Source organism: Nereida sp. NH-UV-3 (assembly GCF_042939535.1).
In the GTDB taxonomy this organism is placed as follows: Bacteria; Pseudomonadota; Alphaproteobacteria; order Rhodobacterales; family Rhodobacteraceae; genus Nereida; species Nereida ignava.
In genome coordinates this window covers 491166-509958 of the sequence record NZ_CP132157.1, presented here as the reverse complement: position 1 = coordinate 509958, position 18793 = coordinate 491166, and the positions used below count along the sequence as shown (strand labels likewise).

21 protein-coding genes are annotated in these 18793 nt (G+C 54.0%); 15 read left to right on the top strand and 6 right to left on the bottom strand.

The window, feature by feature from the left end; all coding sequences use genetic code 11:
- Positions 1 to 12 precede the first annotated feature (12 nt).
- Positions 13 to 495, top strand: coding sequence for a hypothetical protein (locus NeNHUV3_RS02460; protein ID WP_391482259.1), 483 nt, complete (start codon positions 13 to 15; stop codon positions 493 to 495).
- A gap of 2 nt (positions 496 to 497) precedes the next feature.
- Here NeNHUV3_RS02460 and NeNHUV3_RS02455 read toward each other — a convergent pair whose 3' ends face one another.
- Positions 498 to 3167, bottom strand: a complete 2670-nt coding sequence (locus NeNHUV3_RS02455; protein ID WP_391482258.1) for a response regulator — start codon at positions 3165 to 3167, stop codon at positions 498 to 500.
- Positions 3168 to 3171: 4 nt separating this feature from the next.
- Positions 3172 to 3723, bottom strand: a complete 552-nt coding sequence (locus NeNHUV3_RS02450) for an oxidoreductase (RefSeq protein WP_391482256.1) — start codon at positions 3721 to 3723, stop codon at positions 3172 to 3174.
- A 209-nt stretch (positions 3724 to 3932) separates the two neighbouring features.
- Here NeNHUV3_RS02450 and NeNHUV3_RS02445 point away from each other — a divergent pair, with 209 nt between their 5' ends.
- The 8 genes from NeNHUV3_RS02445 to NeNHUV3_RS02410 all read left to right on the top strand — a co-directional run bounded on the left by NeNHUV3_RS02445 (position 3933) and on the right by NeNHUV3_RS02410 (position 10953).
- Positions 3933 to 4571: a response regulator gene (locus NeNHUV3_RS02445; RefSeq protein ID WP_391482254.1), complete on the top strand. Its 639-nt coding sequence runs from the start codon at positions 3933 to 3935 to the stop codon at positions 4569 to 4571.
- A gap of 125 nt (positions 4572 to 4696) precedes the next feature.
- Positions 4697 to 5530 carry a DUF2059 domain-containing protein gene (locus NeNHUV3_RS02440; protein ID WP_391482252.1) on the top strand — a complete coding sequence of 278 codons (834 nt, stop codon included), beginning with the start codon at positions 4697 to 4699 and terminating at the stop codon, positions 5528 to 5530.
- Positions 5531 to 5761: 231 nt separating this feature from the next.
- Complete coding sequence (locus NeNHUV3_RS02435) at positions 5762 to 6469, top strand: 50S ribosomal protein L21 (RefSeq protein ID WP_048597682.1); 708 nt, start codon at positions 5762 to 5764, stop codon at positions 6467 to 6469.
- Between the two features lie 6 nt (positions 6470 to 6475).
- Positions 6476 to 6745, top strand: a complete 270-nt coding sequence (gene rpmA / locus NeNHUV3_RS02430; RefSeq protein WP_048597681.1) for a 50S ribosomal protein L27 — start codon at positions 6476 to 6478, stop codon at positions 6743 to 6745.
- A gap of 187 nt (positions 6746 to 6932) precedes the next feature.
- Positions 6933 to 7466, top strand: coding sequence for a GNAT family N-acetyltransferase (locus NeNHUV3_RS02425; RefSeq protein ID WP_391482250.1), 534 nt, complete (start codon positions 6933 to 6935; stop codon positions 7464 to 7466).
- 68 nt (positions 7467 to 7534) lie between these two features.
- The gene (gene obgE / locus NeNHUV3_RS02420) at positions 7535 to 8572 is read left to right on the top strand and encodes a GTPase ObgE (protein ID WP_391482248.1); all 1038 of its coding nucleotides are present in this window, start codon (positions 7535 to 7537) and stop codon (positions 8570 to 8572) included.
- Positions 8560 to 9666, top strand: a complete 1107-nt coding sequence (gene proB, locus NeNHUV3_RS02415; RefSeq protein ID WP_391482246.1) for a glutamate 5-kinase — start codon at positions 8560 to 8562, stop codon at positions 9664 to 9666. Before obgE ends, proB begins: the two co-directional genes overlap by 13 nt.
- A 21-nt stretch (positions 9667 to 9687) precedes the next feature.
- Positions 9688 to 10953, top strand: a complete 1266-nt coding sequence (locus tag NeNHUV3_RS02410) for a glutamate-5-semialdehyde dehydrogenase (RefSeq protein WP_391482244.1) — start codon at positions 9688 to 9690, stop codon at positions 10951 to 10953.
- A gap of 26 nt (positions 10954 to 10979) precedes the next feature.
- Here the strand turns inward: NeNHUV3_RS02410 and NeNHUV3_RS02405 are convergent, their stop codons facing one another.
- Entirely contained in the window at positions 10980 to 11591 is a 612-nt protein-coding gene (locus NeNHUV3_RS02405) for a histidine phosphotransferase family protein (RefSeq protein ID WP_391482243.1), read from the bottom strand.
- Between the two features lie 27 nt (positions 11592 to 11618).
- Between NeNHUV3_RS02405 and NeNHUV3_RS02400 the strand changes: the two genes are divergently transcribed.
- The 3 genes from NeNHUV3_RS02400 to NeNHUV3_RS02390 all read left to right on the top strand — a co-directional run bounded on the left by NeNHUV3_RS02400 (position 11619) and on the right by NeNHUV3_RS02390 (position 13497).
- Positions 11619 to 11801, top strand: coding sequence for a DUF3553 domain-containing protein (locus NeNHUV3_RS02400; RefSeq protein WP_048597676.1), 183 nt, complete (start codon positions 11619 to 11621; stop codon positions 11799 to 11801).
- Between the two features lie 119 nt (positions 11802 to 11920).
- Positions 11921 to 12673 (top strand): GNAT family N-acetyltransferase, encoded by a 753-nt coding sequence (locus tag NeNHUV3_RS02395; RefSeq protein ID WP_391482242.1) that lies wholly within the window; start codon positions 11921 to 11923, stop codon positions 12671 to 12673.
- Complete coding sequence (locus tag NeNHUV3_RS02390) at positions 12670 to 13497, top strand: lysophospholipid acyltransferase family protein (protein ID WP_391482241.1); 828 nt, start codon at positions 12670 to 12672, stop codon at positions 13495 to 13497. Before NeNHUV3_RS02395 ends, NeNHUV3_RS02390 begins: the two co-directional genes overlap by 4 nt.
- Here the strand turns inward: NeNHUV3_RS02390 and NeNHUV3_RS02385 are convergent.
- Positions 13494 to 14141 carry a thiamine phosphate synthase gene (locus tag NeNHUV3_RS02385; protein WP_341245702.1) on the bottom strand — a complete coding sequence of 216 codons (648 nt, stop codon included), beginning with the start codon at positions 14139 to 14141 and terminating at the stop codon, positions 13494 to 13496. The genes NeNHUV3_RS02390 and NeNHUV3_RS02385 overlap by 4 nt on opposite strands.
- Positions 14142 to 14225: 84 nt before the next feature.
- Here NeNHUV3_RS02385 and NeNHUV3_RS02380 point away from each other — a divergent pair, with 84 nt between their 5' ends.
- The 3 genes from NeNHUV3_RS02380 to NeNHUV3_RS02370 all read left to right on the top strand — a co-directional run bounded on the left by NeNHUV3_RS02380 (position 14226) and on the right by NeNHUV3_RS02370 (position 17668).
- Entirely contained in the window at positions 14226 to 14996 is a 771-nt protein-coding gene (locus NeNHUV3_RS02380) for an RNA methyltransferase (RefSeq protein WP_391482239.1), read from the top strand.
- Between the two features lie 62 nt (positions 14997 to 15058).
- Positions 15059 to 16198, top strand: a complete 1140-nt coding sequence (ctaA, locus tag NeNHUV3_RS02375; RefSeq protein ID WP_391482237.1) for a heme A synthase — start codon at positions 15059 to 15061, stop codon at positions 16196 to 16198.
- Between the two features lie 6 nt (positions 16199 to 16204).
- On the top strand, positions 16205 to 17668 hold the full coding sequence (locus NeNHUV3_RS02370; protein ID WP_391482236.1) for a carboxypeptidase M32: 1464 nt from the start codon (positions 16205 to 16207) through the stop codon (positions 17666 to 17668).
- Here the strand turns inward: NeNHUV3_RS02370 and NeNHUV3_RS02365 are convergent.
- Both NeNHUV3_RS02365 and NeNHUV3_RS02360 read right to left on the bottom strand, forming a co-directional pair.
- On the bottom strand, positions 17665 to 18114 hold the full coding sequence (locus NeNHUV3_RS02365) for a disulfide bond formation protein B (protein ID WP_391482234.1): 450 nt from the start codon (positions 18112 to 18114) through the stop codon (positions 17665 to 17667). The genes NeNHUV3_RS02370 and NeNHUV3_RS02365 overlap by 4 nt on opposite strands.
- On the bottom strand, positions 18111 to 18689 hold the full coding sequence (locus NeNHUV3_RS02360) for a YqaA family protein (RefSeq protein ID WP_391482232.1): 579 nt from the start codon (positions 18687 to 18689) through the stop codon (positions 18111 to 18113). The genes NeNHUV3_RS02365 and NeNHUV3_RS02360 overlap by 4 nt, the downstream gene beginning before the upstream one ends.
- Between the last annotated feature and the right edge of the window lie 104 nt (positions 18690 to 18793).

The window sequence follows — 18793 nt, the reverse complement described above, 5'->3', positions numbered from 1 at the left end:
GGTGAATAGTCCATGTGGGGACGCCAGACAAAAGACGCCAAAAAGTTAGCTTTCTCTGACAATGTTGTTGCGCTTGATTTCGTATCCGGCCTTGAGCGTGGACAGTTAAGCGGGAATGCCTGTCTCGTCGGCTTTGATGAAAACGACATTTTGGCCGTTCGTGACATGGTACGCCAAGCGGGCCTTTCTCCGGTTATGAGTTGCGCGACTGCAAGCTTGATGCGCGACCTGCAGATGATCAGCACAACGTCATCATTTGTGATCGTTAATCTGGATGGATTTTCGGACGTAGATGTTGGGGTCGACGTGCTGATCAAGTTCCGCCGCATGTGTCCTGATCCTAGTGTGCTTATCGTTTCACGCACTGTACTGAATGATGAGTTGGGCAGTCACCGCCGTGCCATTGCAGATGCAACGCTTCGTGCGCCGCTTAGTGGTGAACGCTTGGCCGCAGGGCTGGCCGCTGCACGTTGTAATCACGCCGAGGCGTCCTAAAACTATTCAGCAGCTTCTCTGTCAGTGGGTTTGAAATGCTGGCGGGCGTAGGTGCAAAACGATCCTAGCAAGCCCTGACATTCCGCCAACAGGGTATCGTCAATCAATTTAGGCTCGTTTTCGGCGGCTAGCAGCGTTTTGTGTAGCGCTGTTGCGCCGATCATCGCAGCACTGCCCGCCATGCTGTGGATGGTGGCTATTGTTTGTTGTTCGGATGTTGTCCCTAAACTGGCTCGTAGGCCCGCCAGTTCTTCTTGGGTGGTTTGCTCGAATTGTGCCAAAATAGACAGCGCTTGATCTGCGCCAAGTGTGGAGCGCAACTCGCTTAGGGCGTCCAAATCTGCCTCTGGTCGCGCAGGTTTGGCGTGTAGGGGAGTGTTTGGTCCTTGCTGTCCCGCAAAGACGGTCTTGTCCAAAAGTTGCGACAGATTGTTGAGCCTGATCGGCTTGATCAGATAGTCACTCATGCCCGCATCAAGCACCTGTTGCAGCATATCCCCGCCGTTATGGGCGGTGATGCAAACAATCGGTCCTTGGGGGACTTGATTGCCTAGAATGACTTGGGCCGCCTCAATGCCGTTCATTCGCGGCATGCTGAGGTCCATCAGGATTAAATCAAATTGTGTGATCGCGCATTTGTCGACAGCTTCTTGCCCATCTTCGGCAAAATCATAGCTGCACTCAAGCCGCTCCAACATTCGCCCGATCAGCGTGTGATTTGTTGCATTATCATCGACAACCAGCACATGTGGGTTACTGCGGTTTTTGGGGGCACGATGCTCGCTTATTTCTGGCGTTATCGCTGAACCGGCAGAGGTGAAATCACCGCTTGGAACATGTTTGAATGTGCCGCTAAACGTGAACGCGCTTCCTTTTTGCGGTGCGCTTTTAACCGCGATTTGCCCGCCTAATTTTTCCGTGGCACGTTTAACGATGCCAAGACCAAGCCCTGTGCCCTCGGAAGTGCGGGTGTAGCCCGCGTCGCCCGTTGCAAAGTCATCAAAAATGCTGTCGATTTTTTCGGGCGCAATGCCAATCCCGTTATCTGTTACGGTGATCCGTAGGTCGATTTTGTCGCCTTCTGTATGACCGTTAAGGTCGACGCAGATCCGTCCGTTTGCGGTGAATTTATTCGCGTTGGCCATCAGGTTCTCAAGCACGGACTCCAACAGGCTTTGATTGGCCAAAATGTTCAGGTGGGTTGGCCAGTTTGACGTAAAGCTGATGGTGTTTCCTTGCTTCAACAGCAGAGGCTCCAGCAGGTCCACAAGCCGCTGCACAAGCTCTTGCGGGTTCAGTGCGTCCGCGTGCGACACATCTTGCGCGCTTTTTTCTGAATCGCTGAGCCGGGCCAATTCAAGGGTGTTGTTGACCTGTTCAAGTGCTTTCATGCCTGAGCGCTTGCCCAAGCCAATTAAGTCACGCAAATCTTGCGTTGCTTCATCATGCGCCAGAAGGTCAAAAGTTGCCAGTACGCCCTGCAGCGGGGTGCGCATTTCGTGGCTCATAACAGCAAGAAATTGTTCTTTTGCCAAAGCATCGCGTTTGGCTGCATCCACAGCTTCGTGCAGCTTTTCTTCGTTATCAATGCGCTCAGAAATATCGCGCAGAATGCCGATAAACAACGAATTATCATTGGCATCTTTGCTGGACGCGATTGTGGTCTCTGCTGGAAATTCACGGCCCCGTTTGTCGCGGACTTTGAAGATGTGCCGTCCGTTGTCCACGACTTCGCCTTGGCCGCCGTTGGACAGAAATTGCAAGCGCTCGGAGTATTCTGCTTGGTACTGTTCGGGAATGAGTAACTCGTGAACAGGTTGCCCCAAAGCTTCGGTTTCGGTGTAGCCAAAAATGCTCTCGGCGGCGGCATTGTATTGTTTGATGTAGCCTGATCCATCCGCAATAACGACAGCATCCTGGCTGGCTTCGACGATGCGATTTAGGTTATATGCAATGCGTTCGGTAACGACCGCTTTGCTTTTTAGGCGACGCTGGAGCGCCCATGACACGGCCAGCATTCCAAGCAGTAGGGCCACGATCAAAATCAGTAAACTGGCGTAGTTTTGAAGCATGCCAAGGTGCTCATTCCGCTCGTCTGCGGCGTCATTCACCAGCACCTGAAGCGCTTGGATAGCGTATTGACGGACATCATTTTGGGAGGCGTCTGCCATCGCAAGAAGCTGCTCCAGGTCGGGGAGGCTTGGACTGGTCCAGCTGTCTATGATCCCAGCCATTGCCTCTTTGCTTTGGTAGAGTCGTGTGATGATGTCGCTGAGTTCTCCGTTCCCACCAGAAAGTGCACCTTCGTAAATGAAACGACTGGCGTCCACGCGGCTGTAATAGATGTCAAAAGCCCGTTTGATTGGAGTGGCATCGATACCTGAAAGGTCGGCGACGATTGTGTTTCGTGTGCGTACCGCCGCGTTGCCGGTTTCTGCAAGCTCGCGTGCAATCGCAAGGCGCAGGTTTTGATAGTCCACCTCGACCTGAACGATCGTCCAGGTAACATTGTCAGAGGTGGCGTATCGAAACTTCTCAGCAGATGCCTTTAGTCCGGTGTAGTAGTACCCGACGAGAGCCATGCCCAAAACAGTCAAGCATAATGAGATCGCTAAAGCAGAGCGAACGGCGCGGCCATCCGCCCGCACTGCTTCGATGTTACGTTGGAACATGGGTCTAAATCTGCGTAACAGTCAGTCGCTCCAGTTGCCAAACACTCACCGCATAGATCGGTTCAGTGCGATATTTCGGGTCTTCATCATAGGGAAACACTACCCAAAGTGGACCATTTTCCCGAATGCTGAACGCTTCACCATCGATACGGTTTGCGATGATAGGGGCACGTTCCTCGATAAGTGCGTGATGGATATCGACAGAATAGTTGTTCGCCGCCGTCGCTGTGACTTGCGCGATGTCGCTGCCAACGTGTTTGAGTACATCAAGCAGGGCAGGGCCAGAGAACGTGCGCGGCTTGTCGGTCCAGATTGTTGATGTGGTAAACGAGATTTGCGGAAGGGCATCAAGCATTTGCGCGTCAAAGACGGCAGCATCACCTGCGTTTGTCAGCGCGATGTCCCCATCAACACGCAGCAATGCGGCTTGGGTTGGCTGTGCAAGGCTGGTCTTTGCGCCAAGCTGCGTGGCGGCAAGTAGAAATGGTGTAGATAGAAGCAGATTTCGGCGGCTTTGATTGAAACTAGATACCGACTTGTTAGACTTTCGGAGCATTACACGCTCTCCTCGTAATAGCTATTTAACACTGTGTCTGTCTGACACATCGTTTCAAAGAACCTAATACTATCTTAAGATATAACAGATAATCCTTAGACAATCATAAATTGCCGAAAGGGTGGGCTTGGTGTTGTTTCAATCTGCTCGGCATACAATTAGATAGTAATCACTGCTTTGTGATACTTCAGTGTAGGGGCGCGTTACGGATGTTTGGTTCAGAGAATAGCTCGGTCATTTCGGTGTTGATCGCAGATGATCATCAGCTTGTGCGGGATATGATTGGGGCGTTCATAGAAGCGCAGCCTGATTTTGATATCACACCTGTCCCGAGTTATGATGACGCGCTAGCCACCCTTGAAAGCGGAAAGTCGTTTGATGTGGTGCTGCTGGACGTGAATATGCCCGGCATGAAGGGCCTTGAGTGTATCGAGACGCTTGTCCAAAAATTTCCAAAAACATCGATTGTGATTTTCTCGGGCAGTGCCTCTGATGCATATGTAAAAGATGCGCTGGATGTAGGCGCCAAAGGATATATCCCCAAGACCTTACCGTTCAAATCACTGTTGAACACAATCCGTTTGGTGGCTTCGGGTGAAGTCTTTGTGCCATCGTCTTTTCTAAGCACAGCGGCGGAAACAGGTGATGAGGTTAACTTCGGCATGTCTGCGAATGAGTTGCGGGTCTTGCGGAAAGTATGCGCGGGGCTGTCCAACAAAGAGATCGCACGTGACATGGAAATGACCGAAGTGACGATCAAAATGCACATGCGCGGGATTTGTAGCAAAATGGGCGCAAAAAATCGCACCCAAGCGGCTGTGATCGCCCTGCGTGAGCAAATCGCTTAGACAGCATCACCCACGGCCGCCGCGTAAGTAAGTTTGGTGCGGATAATTGTTCCGCAGCAAGTTTTAAGGTCTGGAAAATCCGATCCCGTATCATATTTACTGACACATATGATTTAGGAGCCTTCATGATTTTCCGCAGCCTTGTCGCGCCGCTTTCCATTGCCCTGACATTCTCACTGACCAACATCAGTTTCGCGCAGCAAAGCTCGGCGAGTGCTTTGTTTGACGTTATGAAGTTGGGCAAAATTATCTCTGTTATGCGTGAAGAAGGGCTGGCCTATGGTGCCTCCCTTGGAGACGAGATGATGCCGGGGCGCAGTATTCCCGAATGGCCCAGCGAAGTCGCCCGCGTTTACGATCAAGACAAAATGATCGACGGGATGCGTGATACTTTTGTAGCCGCATTAGGTGACCGCGACATGGGGCCCATTGTGGCGTTTTTCAAATCTGATTTGGGTCAGGACATTGTAGAGCTGGAGTATTCAGCGCGTGTAGCGTTCCTTGATGAGGCGATAGAAGAGGGTGCCATTGCGCAGTATCAAGACAGGGAGGCCGAGAATGATCCGATGCTCGCGGCCGTAAAATCGTTTGTCGCAACAAATGATTATGTCGAGGCCAACGTAGCAGGCGCGCTCAATTCTAACTTTGCATTTTATGCAGGCATGATTGATGGCGGTGCGTTATCCTCGCGTATGTCGGAGAGCGATATTTTGGCCGATGTCTGGGCCCAAGAGCCTGAAATCCGCTCCAATACAGAAGAGTGGCTCTATTCTTATTTATTGATGGCGTATCAACCCCTTGGGGTTGAGGGGCTGAATGCCTATGAGCAGATCATGGCCACTGCTGAAGGTCGCGCAATGAATGCGGCCCTGTTCGAAAGCTTTGATCAAATGTATGTCGCCATAAGCCGTGAGTTGGGCCAAAGCGTTGCCGGTTATATGTTGGCAGAAGAGCTTTAACTTTGATCGTCGGGGGCAAGCTGCGCAATTGCTGTCTTTTCACGCTGCCCTTTAACCCTTGACGTATAAACCTCACGAAGGCATATGAGGCATTCCTGTCGCGGGAGGATTCCGCGTGCGGGTTATTTTAATGACAGTCCCGACATCGGGGCGCGCTGTTTAAGGGTCGCAAATTTTGCGGTGAACGCCCCAAGGGGGACCTGATGACGCGGTTAGACAAGGATGACGCATATGTTTGCGGTTATGAAAACCGGCGGCAAGCAATATAAAGTCACAAGCGGCGATGTGCTGCGTGTGGAAAAGCTGGCTGCTGATGCGGGTGAAACCGTTCAATTCAACGAAATTCTGATGATCGGTGCCAATGTTGGCGCACCTTTGGTCGATGGCGCTGCTGTACAAGCAGAAGTGATTGACCAAATCAAAGGTGAAAAGACGATCAATTTTGTCAAACGTCGCCGTAAGCACAGCTCAAAACGCACCAAGGGCCACCGTCAGCAACTGACGCTCCTTCGTGTAACCGAGTTGCTAGAAAAAGGCGCGGACAAAACTGGTGTAAAAGCTGCGATCGGTGCGGGTTCCGTGTCTGGTGCGGCTGTTGCGGCAGCAGCACCTGCTGCGAAAAAAGCAGCGCCAAAGAAGGCAGCGGCTCCAAAAGCAGCCAAGGCAGAAGCAAAAGCTGACGCCGCGACTGGCAGCAAGCCAAGCAACCTGCTTACCGAAGCACGCGGCGGCAAAGCTGATGATCTGAAAAAGATCTCTGGTGTAGGTCCGAAATTGGAAGGTCTTCTCCACGAGAACGGCGTATTCCACTTCGACCAGATCCTCGGTTGGGGTGCAGAAGAGATTGCCTATATGGATGACAAACTGTCGTTCAAAGGCCGTATCGAACGTGACGACTGGGTTGCACAAGCAACACAGTTCGCAGCTGAACAGGAGTAATTCCAGATGGCACACAAAAAAGCAGGCGGCTCATCCCGCAACGGTCGCGACTCCGCTGGACGTCGCTTGGGCGTGAAAAAGTTTGGCGGCGAAGCTGTCATTCCAGGTAACATCATCATCCGTCAGCGCGGCACAAAAGTGTGGCCGGGCGAAGGTGTTGGCATGGGCAAAGATCACACAATCTTTGCGACTGTCGAAGGTAACATCCAGTTCCACAAGGGTCTGAAAAAGCGTACTTTCGTATCTGTCACTCCGCTCGCGGAAGCTGCTGAATAAACAGCCGACGTCCTAAGAAATTTAAAGGGATCGGCCATTAGGCCGGTCCCTTTTCTTTTGTCACACTACTTTTGCAATTCTTGCATATTGCCAGTGCTTTATCCGGGCTCATTAAGTGCTCTGCAACTTATCTCCGTGACACTAATTTAGCGCAGCTTTATGCGCGAATACACGAAAGGTCATCGTCATGAATGTCGATACAAAAGCATCCGTCATTTTATGTGATCGTTTCGTTTTGCGCCCCTTGCGGGCCTCTGATCGTGGCTTGATCAAGATGTATACAAGTGACGAGCGTTTAGCGCGCAACACTGAATCCATTCCTCATCCGCTGCCGCCCGGAGCTACCAAGGCGTTTATTGACCGCGGCTTGGCCGAAAATAGTGAGCATGACATCTGGGTCATGGACGGCTCTGATCATGGGCTGGCCGAAGTTTTGGGTGTGATCGCGCTAAAGCGTCTGGACGACCGACAATCCGAGATCGGCTACTGGGTTGCTCCTGCGTTTTGGAACACTGGTTTTGCGTCCGAAGCTCTTGGTGCCATTGTGGAGGTAAACCCGCAGGGCGCTGAAACGCTTTTCGGCCAAGTCTTCCAAGATAATCCCGCCAGTGGCAAAGTACTTACCCACTGTGGCTTTCAGTATCTTGGGGATGCTGAGGTCTTTTGCGTGGCCCGCGATGCAGCAGTCCCGACGTGGACATACCTGCGCAAATGTGGCTAAAGACAGATTAACGAGGTGGCTCGCCCCTCAATAAGTTTCGCGGCGCAAAGCTGCACTAAGGACATGATATGAAATTCCTCGATTTGGCCAAAGTCTACATCCGTTCCGGCGCGGGCGGGGGCGGTGCCGTTAGCTTCCACCGTGAAAAATTTGTTGAATATGGTGGTCCGGATGGCGGCGATGGCGGGCGTGGCGGTGATGTCGTTGTGCAATGTGTCGATGGGTTGAACACCTTGATTGACTTCCGCTACCAGCAGCACTTTTTCGCCAAAAACGGTGTTCCGGGTATGGGGAAACAGCGCACGGGTGCAGACGGTGATGACATTATTTTGCGCGTTCCAGTCGGCACCGAAGTGCTGGATGAAGATCAGGAAACTGTCATTGCCGACATGACTGCGGTTGGTCAGCGGGTCATTTTGGCCAAAGGCGGCAATGGTGGTTTCGGCAACCTTCACTTCAAATCATCAACAAACCAAGCGCCACGCCGCGCCAACCCCGGCCAGGAGGCCGTTGAGCGGACCCTTTGGTTGCGCCTGAAACTGATCGCTGATGCGGGGCTTTTGGGGCTGCCGAATGCCGGTAAATCCACTTTCTTGGCCGCGACATCTAATGCGCGGCCAAAAATTGCGGATTATCCATTTACCACTCTGCACCCGAACCTTGGTGTGGTCGGCATTGATAATGCTGAATATGTCGTGGCGGATATTCCGGGCTTGATCGAAGGTGCATCTGAAGGGCGCGGCATTGGCGACCGTTTCCTTGGCCATGTTGAGCGGTGTGCGGTGCTGTTGCACCTGATCGACGGTACGTCTGACACTGTGGTTGAAGATTTCAAGACGATCATCGGTGAGTTGGAAGCTTACGGTGGTGAGCTGGCGGCGAAAGATCGCGTGACTGTTTTAAACAAAATTGATGCTCTCGATGACGAAGAGCGTGCCGACCTGAAAGCTGATCTTGAAAAGGCGGTCGGTGGTCCCGTGATGCTGATGTCAGGCGTGAGCCGTGAGGGTCTTGATGCCGTCCTTCGCAAAGTACGCGCCGAGATTGAAGCGGACCGTGCCCGCGAACGCGCAGCTGGTGCTGAGGAAGAACCATGGCGTCCTTAACAGCGGCCAATCGCATTGTTCTGAAAATCGGATCGGCCTTGTTGGTTGACCGTGAAAGCGGGACTTTGCGCGCAGAGTGGTTGTTGGCTTTGGCGCAAGACGTCGCTTGGCTCAAAAGCTTGGGTAAGGACGTTGTTTTGGTCTCATCGGGTTCGATTGCATTGGGCCGTGAGGTGTTGGGGTTGCCCGCTGGCGAGTTGGCACTTGAACAGTCTCAGGCCGCGGCGTCTGTGGGACAAATCCGGCTGGCCCGCGCATATGAGGAGGCATTGGCCCCCCAAGGTATCAAAACGGGGCAGGTGCTTGTCACGCTTGAGGACTCTGAGGACCGCCGCAGATATCTTAATTCGCGCGCAACGCTGTCACAATTGTTGAGCCTTGGTGTTGTGCCGATCGTTAACGAAAATGATACGATCGCAACTGACGAAATTCGGTACGGTGATAATGACCGGCTGGCCGCACAAGTGGCGGTGACTGTCGGGGCAGACCAGTTGATTTTGCTCTCGGATGTTGATGGGTTTTATTCCGCGAACCCGCAATCGGACGCGTCGGCGCGCAGGTTTGATGTGATTGAAGAAATTACACCCGAAATTGAAGCAATGGCCGGAGATGCCCTGTCGGGGTTATCCAAAGGCGGAATGAAGACCAAACTTATGGCTGCAAAGATGGCAACGGATGCGGGCTGCGCCATGGCGATCACATTAGGCACGCCGCGCAACCCTTTGAAGATGCTTGAAGAAGGCGCAAACTCAACATGGTTTAATGCAACAGAAAGCCCGCAAAGTGCGCGTACCCGTTGGATTGCTGCGATGATGCCCAAAGGCTCTGTTACGATTGATGCTGGTGCTGCGAAGGCGCTGCGGTCGGGTAACTCACTTTTGCCTGCAGGGATTATGGCAGTCAGCGGGACATTTGGCCGTGGCGACCCAGTTGAGATACTTGATACTTCAGGCGCGCATGTGGGGCAGGGATTAACCCGCTATACCAGCACGGAGGCCACAGTTTTGAAGGGCCACAAGACGGCTGAAATTGCGGGGTTGCTCGGGTACGCAGGGCGCGCGGCATTGATCCACCGTGACGATATGGCGCTTTAAGCCAAAAGATTGGACAGACAGATGACCGATACACATGAAATTCCCGCATTGATGCAAGACATCGGCCAACGGGCAAAAGCCGCAAGCGTTGCCTTGGCTAACGCCAGTGCTGAGCGGAAACACGCGGCGCTGATCTCGGCCTCTGAAACTTTGTGGAAGACCCGTGATGCGGTGATTGAGGCCAATGCGCTTGATCTTGAATACGGTCGCACCAAAGGCCTTAGCCCCGCGATGATGGATCGCTTGATGTTGGACGAAGAGCGCATTCGCGGCATCGTAGACAGCCTGCGCGCAGTGGCGGAACAGGCCGATCCTGTCGGAGAAGTCATCGCACAGTGGGACCGTCCCACAGGTCTGAATATTTCACGCGTGCGTACGCCGCTTGGGGTCATTGGGGTGATTTATGAAAGCCGGCCAAATGTCACGGCTGATGCAGGTGCGCTGTGTTTGAAGGCGGGTAACGCCGTTATTTTGCGTGGTGGCTCCGAGAGTTTCCATTCCTCGCGCGCCATTCATGCGGCCCTTCAGCAGGGACTTCGTGATGCGAATTTGCCCGAGGATGCAGTACAACTGGTGCCTACTCGTGACCGTGTGGCAGTTTCAGAAATGCTCAGCATGACGCAGTATATCGATGTGATCGTGCCGCGTGGTGGAAAGGGTTTGGTGGGGCTTGTGCAGCGCGAAGCGCGGGTTCCCGTTTTTGCCCACCTTGAAGGCATTGTGCATATCTACATCGACAAAGCAGCAGACCCGCAAAAGACACTTGATGTGGTGCTTAATGCAAAGACGCGCCGCACGGGGATTTGTGGTGCTGCGGAGTGTTTGCTGATCCATGAAGAGGTCAAAGATAGTCTGGGTGCCGAGGTGATCCGCGCGCTTTTGCAAGCAGGTGTAACCGTTGATGCAGATATGAACCTGCAGGGCATTGAGGGAACACAGGCGGCCACGGCAGACCATTGGGGCCATGAGTTCCTTGATATGGAAATTGCGGCAAAGACGGTTGCGGGACTGGATGAGGCAATGGCGCACATTCGTCAGTATGGCTCTGATCATACGGATTGTATTCTGACTGAAGATGCCACAACTGCTGAACGCTTTTTGACTGAATTGGATAGCGCAATCCTGATGCACAACGCCTCGACGCAATTTGCAGATGGTGGTGAGTTTGGCATGGGGGCCGAAATTGGAATTGCGACCGGCAAAATGCATGCGCGCGGGCCGGTTGGCGCAGAGCAATTGACCAGTTTCAAATACATCGTACGCGGCGACGGGACGATCCGGTCTTAAGTCCTGCGCCTGTGCACTATGCTTTGCTAGAATGTCATTTTGATTTCGGCGTCGCTTACTTCAATATCTAGCGCGATCTGATGTTCTGCGCGCATTTGTGCGGTCAAAAAGAAATGCACATCCGACGGCCGGACTTTGGTAACTGCGGTCTCATCCGTCAGCATTGCCCACAACGCTGGATCGTGACGTAGGCGTTCTGAACGGCCCGTCACAGTGAATTGTCCTTCGTGGTGTGAGACGTTGATGGTTCCACCGAATGGTAGAGCGGTTTCAAGACACTGAACGCTTAGCAACGCAAACTGGGTGCGCTGGCGAAGCGGATCGTTTGTGCCGCGCCAATCAAATGTAATCCGCCCTGATCTGGAAAGCGCAGAGAAAATTGCGTTCAACTCGCTTTGACGGACAAGTTGATCTGCGCCTGCAGTGCCGTATGCCAGTCTGAAAAATTTGATACGGGCGTTTGCGGCCTCAACGCTTTCGGCAATCAGAAGCATTTCGGGTGTTTGTTCCGCACCCGTAAGCGCCATCAGTTCAACACCATTGGCAATTGCGCCTAAAGGGCTGATAAGGTCGTGGCAAATACGCGAGCCAACAAGGGCGCTGAGGTCTAGCGGAGTGCTCTGAATTTCTTGGGTCATGTGGCGCCTGTCAAATAAGGACTGATGATGTCTGAGCTAAACACATTACTAGAGCCGGGGCAGTTGGTGAGAAACCCGAACCAGCCTGATTGGGGCATAGGTCAGGTGCAATCCAACGTTGCGGGTAAAGTTACAGTTAATTTCCGCGAGCAGGGAAAAGTCGTGATTGTTGGCTCGCAAATCGAATTAGAGTTGGTTTTCGACCTCTAGCTACGCGTTACCCGTTAATAATGTCTTAATATATGCGCGTTGCCAAGCGCAGGTCAGGCAAATAAGACGTAATGACGGTATTGGACCGCGGGTTTGCTATGCCTGAAAGGAACCCTTTGATGGGGCATTCACCAAAATTTACGGTTAGATTGGCGGCGTCTGCGGATGACATCCGTGCGGCACAAGCTTTGCGTTATGAGGTATTCGTCGCGGAACTTGGCGGCAATGGCCCCATGGTTGACCATGATGCGCGGCTTGAGAAGGACCAATATGACCCGTTCTTTGAGCACCTTATGCTCTTTGATGCAGAGACCTGTGTGGGGGTCTACCGGCTACTATCCAGCGACGCGATGCCCAAAATTAGCCGCTACTATTCCGAGGATGAATTCGATCTTGGACCTCTGAAAGCCAGCGGTCGCCGGTTGTTAGAGCTTGGCCGCTCGTGCGTGCATAAATCCTACCGTGGTGGTGCTGCACTGATGCATTTATGGCAAGGTCTGTCAGGCTATATCGCAAAAAATGACGTTGATATTCTGTTTGGTGTTGCCAGCTTTCACGGCACGGACGTGGACGCCCTTGCACACCCGTTGAGCCATTTGCACCACAGGTTTTTGGCACCACCTGAGTTGCGTGTAACCGCGACGGGAGAGGCGGCAGTTGCGATGGATCAGTTGGCTGAGGAACAGACAGATGCGCGCCGTGCGCTTCTTGAAACGCCGCAGCTAATCAAAGCGTATCTGCGTATGGGCGGCATGGTCGGGCAGGGCGCTTGGGTCGATCACGCATTCAACACGGTCGACGTGTGCATGGTTTTGGACATGGCGCGCATCAATCAAAAACAAGCCGCACTTTATCAAAGGGCTCCACGATGACCACTTGGAACGAGGGGGAATATCCCATTGAGGCACCACTTGGCGTGCAAGGCCTGATCCGTCTTGTATGGCGCGGCTCGGTACTGGCGCTTGTTACGTTCGGCTGTCTGGCCGTTTTGCTTTTGGTGCGTCTTGTTGAAAAACCGTTGTTCGGTCTGCGCCGTCCTTGGACGCCATTCATCACGCAATTTGTTTGCCAAACGGCGTTTCGGATTATTGGCATGCGCAGGCGTGTCTTTGGCACGGTGATGCCGCAGTTCGGTGCCATCGTGGCAAATCACGTAAGCTGGCTCGATATTTTTGCCCTTAACGCTAGCAAGCGCATCTACTTTGTCGCCAAATCTGAAGTTGCGAAATGGCCCGGTATTGGCTGGTTGGCGCGGGCGACTGGCACTGTTTTCATCAACCGTAATCCCCGTGAAGCGGCCCTGCAAAAACAGATATTCGAAGACAGATTGCATGCGGGCCATAAGCTATTGTTCTTTCCCGAAGGCACAAGCACCGACGGTAAGCGTGTTCTATCCTTCAAGCCAACGCTTTTTGCAGCCTTCTTTGAACAACCTCTGCGTGACGAAATGTGGGTGCAGCCGGTTACGCTGATTTATCACGCCCCTGATGGTGCTGAGCCACGGTTTTACGGATGGTGGGGAGACATGGACTTTGCCCCGCATTTGCTGCGCACATTGGCTGGTGTGCGTCAGGGCGGCGTAGATGTGGTTTATCATCCACCGTTGAAGGTCTCAAACTTCGCCAGCCGCAAAGAGCTTGCCCGGGCGGCCGAGGAAATTGTACGCGGTGGCCTAGATGCTACCGAGATGTCTTAAATCATGGCCCCGTGAAGTGCTTTGAGCGCCTCTGTCGGGTTTTCGGCGTCCCACACTTCTGCACCAACGGCAAAGAAATCCGAGATCGGTGCCAATGCGCGGATCGTAGCCGCATCAAGGCCACCTTCTGCCACGCAGGGGACTTCGATCATTTCTGACCACCACTGGAACAGATCCGGCTCAGCTAATGTCCCGTCACCCAGTCCCGTGTCACGGCAGGGGCCGAAGCAAACGTAATCCGCGCCGCCTTCGGCCGCGTTCAGCCCGTCATGCCGCGATGCCGCACAATTACTTCCCACAATGGCATCATCGCCAAGCTCTTTGCGGGCATGGCGGATTGTGCGCGCACCATCTGTCAGATGCACCCCGTCAAGGCCAAGCTTATCGACCATCAGCAGATGGTGCTCGATCACGATTGCAACGTCGCGGGCGTGACACACCTCGCGGCACGCATCAGCGGCGCGTGCGATGGCGTCGTCGTCGCTGCTGGCAAGGGCAAGGCGGAAACAAGCCACGTCGACCTCATCGAGCATTTGACCCAAGAGCGCGGGAAACGTGCTTAGTTCGATCTGCGGTGGCGAGATCAGATAGAGTTGTGGCGCGATGGCGTCAGCGATGTCATCGGTGGATGGTGTATTGGTCATATCTGCCCCAAACCTAGAGTGCGCAATTTTGAGGACCTCTATCAAGGGGTTGCCCTTTCGCCAAGCGGTTCGTAACAGATTGTCATGAGCAAAACCCCCCAAAATACGCCCGCACCGCTTGCACCGCCGACCTTTGTGTTGGTGCGCCCCCAGATGGGCGAGAACATCGGCGCGGCTGCCCGTGCGATGCTGAACTTTGGTGTCGACAGGATGCGCCTTGTTGCACCGCGTGATGGATGGCCCAATCCAGCGGCCAAGGCGATGGCATCGGGGGCAGGCCGCGTACTTGACGGAGCGCAGGTGTTCGACACATTGGCGGATGCTTTGGGTGATTGTGACTACGTCTTTGCGACGACCGCCCGCCACAGGGGGTTGACCAAACCGATCTACAGCCCCGAAGCAGCAATGGAAGTGGCCGCAGAAAAGACCGCGCAGGGCCTTAAGGTTGGCGTGATGTTTGGCCCCGAAGCTGCAGGGCTTGAAAACGATGATATTGCGCGGGCCAATGCCACTATTACTGTGCCTGTTAACCCTGAATTTCCCAGTCTGAACCTTGCGCAATGTGTCTTGCTGACAGGGTATGAGTGGCGCCGCCAGACCACGCGTGTTGAACCGCTGGCCCATGAAATGGTCAAAACCGATTGGGCGCCGCATATTGAAGTTGAGCGGCTTGCGGATCACTTTGAGCAACGGTTGGACACAGCTGGGTTCTTTTTCCCGCAGGCCAAAGCGCAGAGCATGAAAACGAACCTGCGCAATATGTGGTCACGTATGGCGCTTACCCGCGCGGACGTACAAACCCTGCACGGAATGCTGCGACAGCTTGTCTGGTCAAAAGACACCTCGGACCGCTAGCTGTCGCGCTCGATTGGGCCTATATTGCTGCCTAGATAATCGCATCAGAAGGATCGCCCGCTATGGCTAAATCACGCGCCATCTTTGAAGAGGTCTCAAGCAACGACAAGGGCAGCAATGCGCCTGTCACGGGTGGTATCGACGCGGCGCGGCGCGGTGCGCGCGGTTTTCTGAAAGGCTGGCTGATTGTTCTGTTTGCGCTGGTCGTCATGATGATTGCTGTTGGTGGTCTCACGCGGTTGACCGACAGTGGGCTAAGCATCACTGAATGGCGTCCCGTGACCGGAGCAATCCCGCCGATGAATGCCGCCGATTGGGCGTCAGAATTTGAGAAATACCAAGAAATCCCCGAGTATCAGCTTCAGAACAAGGGCATGAGTATGTCCGAATTTAAAGTGATCTATTGGTGGGAATGGGGGCATCGTCAGTTAGGCCGTTTCGTGGGGCTGGTCTGGGCGATTGGCTTCTTCGGCTTGCTTGCAACGCGTCAAATGCCCGTGGGCTGGACCGGCAAAGCGGCTTTGCTCGGCGCGCTTGGGGGAAGCCAAGGGGCGATTGGCTGGTGGATGGTTTCGTCGGGTTTGGACAACGGAATGCTGGATGTGGCCAGCTACAGATTGGCAACGCATCTGGGGTTGGCGTTTGTCATTCTTGGGGTGATCGCGTGGTATGTTTTGCAGCTTTCGCGCAGTGACGGTGCGTTGATCCAAGCGCGCCGCCTTGGTGAACCTGCACTTGCGAAATTGGCGGTTGTTTTGATTGCTCTGACGGGTCTGCAGATATTGATGGGCGCACTGGTCGCGGGCATCGATGCCGGGCGCAATTATATCGATTGGCCTTTGATGGCTGGTGGCTTTTTGCCCCCTGATTTATTCACCCTTGAACCACTGTGGCGGAACTTTTTCGAAGATGATGGTTTGGTGCAGTTTATGCACCGTATGACCGGCTACATCCTTTTTGCTTTTGGTATTTTCATTTGGCTACGGGCGCGCCGGTCCCCGAACACGCAAACACGTTTTGCTTTTAACTTGGTGTTGGCGATGATGACTGTGCAAATGGTTTTGGGAATTGTGACGGTGATGAATTCATCGCCATGGGAATTGGCGATTGTGCATCAGTTCGGCGCGGTTGTGTTGTGGGTATTGGTGCTGCGGGCACGCTTTTTGGCGATTTATCCGCTCGCACAATCTGTCAGAGGGTAGGTGGCGATGTCTTACACGGAATTGATGGCATTTGTCCGCGAAACCCAAGCGCTTGGGCAAATCGCGGGGCGATTGGGTTGGGACCAAGAGACAGTGATGCCCAAAGGTGCGGGGGCACAGCGGGCGGAAGAACAAGGTGCAATGGCAAAGGTTTTGCACACGCGTGGCACAGATCCGCGCATCGCAGAGTGGCTTGACGCCGCCACGCCAGAAACGCCGGAGCAAGCCGCGCAATTACGCCATATAGAAAGAAGTTATGCGCGGGCCACGAAAGTACCAGCAGATCTTGCCGCACAGATAGCCAAAGTGACATCGCTGTCCCAAGGTGTGTGGGCCGAGGCGCGTGCAGCCGATGATTTTGCAGGCTTCGCGCCGACACTGTCGAAAGTTGTGGCGCTGAAGCGCGAAGAGGGCGCTGCGTTGGCAGATGGCGGAGACGTGTATGACGCCATGCTTGATGATTACGAGCCGGGCATGACGGCGGCAGAGTTGTCAGCGATGTTTGATGCGCTTCGTCCGGGTTTGGTTGCCCTGCGTGATAAGGTGATGGGGCGCGCGCAACCGCCTGCGCTCAAGGGGTCGTTTGATGAGGCGCGCCAGTTGGGGTTGTCGTCAAAATTGGCGCAGGTCTTTGGCTATGATCTGTCCCGCGGACGTATCGACAAAGCGGTGCACCCGTTTTCATCTGGTAGCGGTCAGGATGTGCGTATCACCACCCGCACGGCGGCGGATGACCCTTTCAATTGTTTCTACTCGACCATCCACGAGGTTGGCCACGCGTGTTACGAGCAAAACATCGATGACGCCTATTTGTTGACGCCCCTTGGTGCGGGTGTGTCGATGGGCGTGCATGAAAGCCAGAGCCGCATCTATGAAAACCAGTTAGGGCGCAGCCGTGCATTCACGGGCTGGCTTTTTGGCCAAATGCGCGATGCGTTTGGTGATTTTGGTGTGGCCGACGAGGACACGTTTTTCCGCGTTGTGAACCGGCTGAACACGGGGTTCATCCGCACCGAGGCCGACGAGGTGCAATACAATCTGCATGTGGCCCTTCGCTTCGATCTTGAGCGTGAGTTGATGTCCGGTGCGCTTGATGTTGCTGATCTGGAGGACGCGTGGAACAGCCGTTTTGAGGCCGATTTCGGCTATGCCCCTGACCGTGTAAGCAATGGGGTTTTGCAAGATGTGCACTGGCCTGTTGGTCTGTTTGGGTATTTCGCGACCTATTCGCTGGGTAATGTTTATGCCGGATGCCTGCACGAAGCACTGCGCCGAGACGTCACGGGCCTGGATGATATGCTTGCCAAGGGAGACACCTCTGCAGCTACCGGTTGGCTGCGACGCAATGTGCAGTGTCATGGTGGGCTTTACCGACCGAAAGAAGTCATTGCAAAGGCTTGCGGCACGTCAGAATCAGAGATCACAGAAGCGCCTTTGTTGGCCTATCTGAACGAGAAATTCGCGTCTTAGCGGCGGGCTGCAGCCACCCAAATCAGCGCAAGTGCAAGGCTCACGATGCCGTTCCAAGTAGGCATTGATAGCCCAAGGAACGCCCATGCGATATCATCGCACATCACCACTTTGCCAGCGGCGTTGGGATCCAGCAACGCGTTGCCCGACAAGCCTGACAGACCGCCACCAGTGCAACTTGATGGGCCTTCCCACCACTTTTGCTCTACGCCTGAATGATAAAAGCCAATCGCGGATGTGGTTGCGGCAGCAAGGGCACCGAGCCATGCAATAACGCGTGCAGGAACAATCAACATCAACCCGCCCAACACGATTGCGGCAGCATGGGGCCAGCGTTGCCACAGGCACATTTTGCAAGGTGCGAGCCCGCCAAAATGCTGAAAGCCATAGGCCGCAAGCATAAGCGCGAGTGAACCACCCGCCGCGATCAAACTAAGACGCTTCATAGAAATTTCACCCCATAAACGCCGCCAATCAAAACGACGACAAAGAGTGTGAACATCAACGGTAGCCGCTTTTCGATGAAGGTTTTGATAGGGGCGCCAAATTTCCACAACAGTGCCGCGACGATGAAAAAGCGCAGTCCGCGTGCGATAATCGATGTGACGATGAATGTGCCCAACGGCATCGCGGTCCAGCCCGACATGATCGTGATGACTTTGTAGGGGAAGGGCGTGATCCCCGCGATGAGAACCGCCCAGAACCCGACGTCATTAAAGCGGCCATTGAAGGCCTCCATGCTGTCGGTCTTGCCCAAGGCCTGCAAAATAGGTTGTCCGATGGTGTCAAAGGCCAGTGCCCCGATCGCATACCCTAAGAGGCCGCCCAAAACCGACGAGACAAGTGCAACACCTGCAATCAAAAACGCTCGTGACGGGGCAGCAAGGATCATTGGGATCATCAAAATGTCAGGAGGGATGGGAAAAACCGAACTTTCTACGAAAGACACAAGTGCGAGCACCCAAAGCGCGTGAGGGTGCTCGGCCATGGACAAAGTCCAGTTGTACAACCGTTGGATCAAATGCTCGCCTCACCGCGTTACGAAGAACTTTAGCCAATGGTGATAGCGAGATTGGGCGAGGGGTCAACCAGTGGGAAAGGCTACCTGTCTGGATATTTATAAAA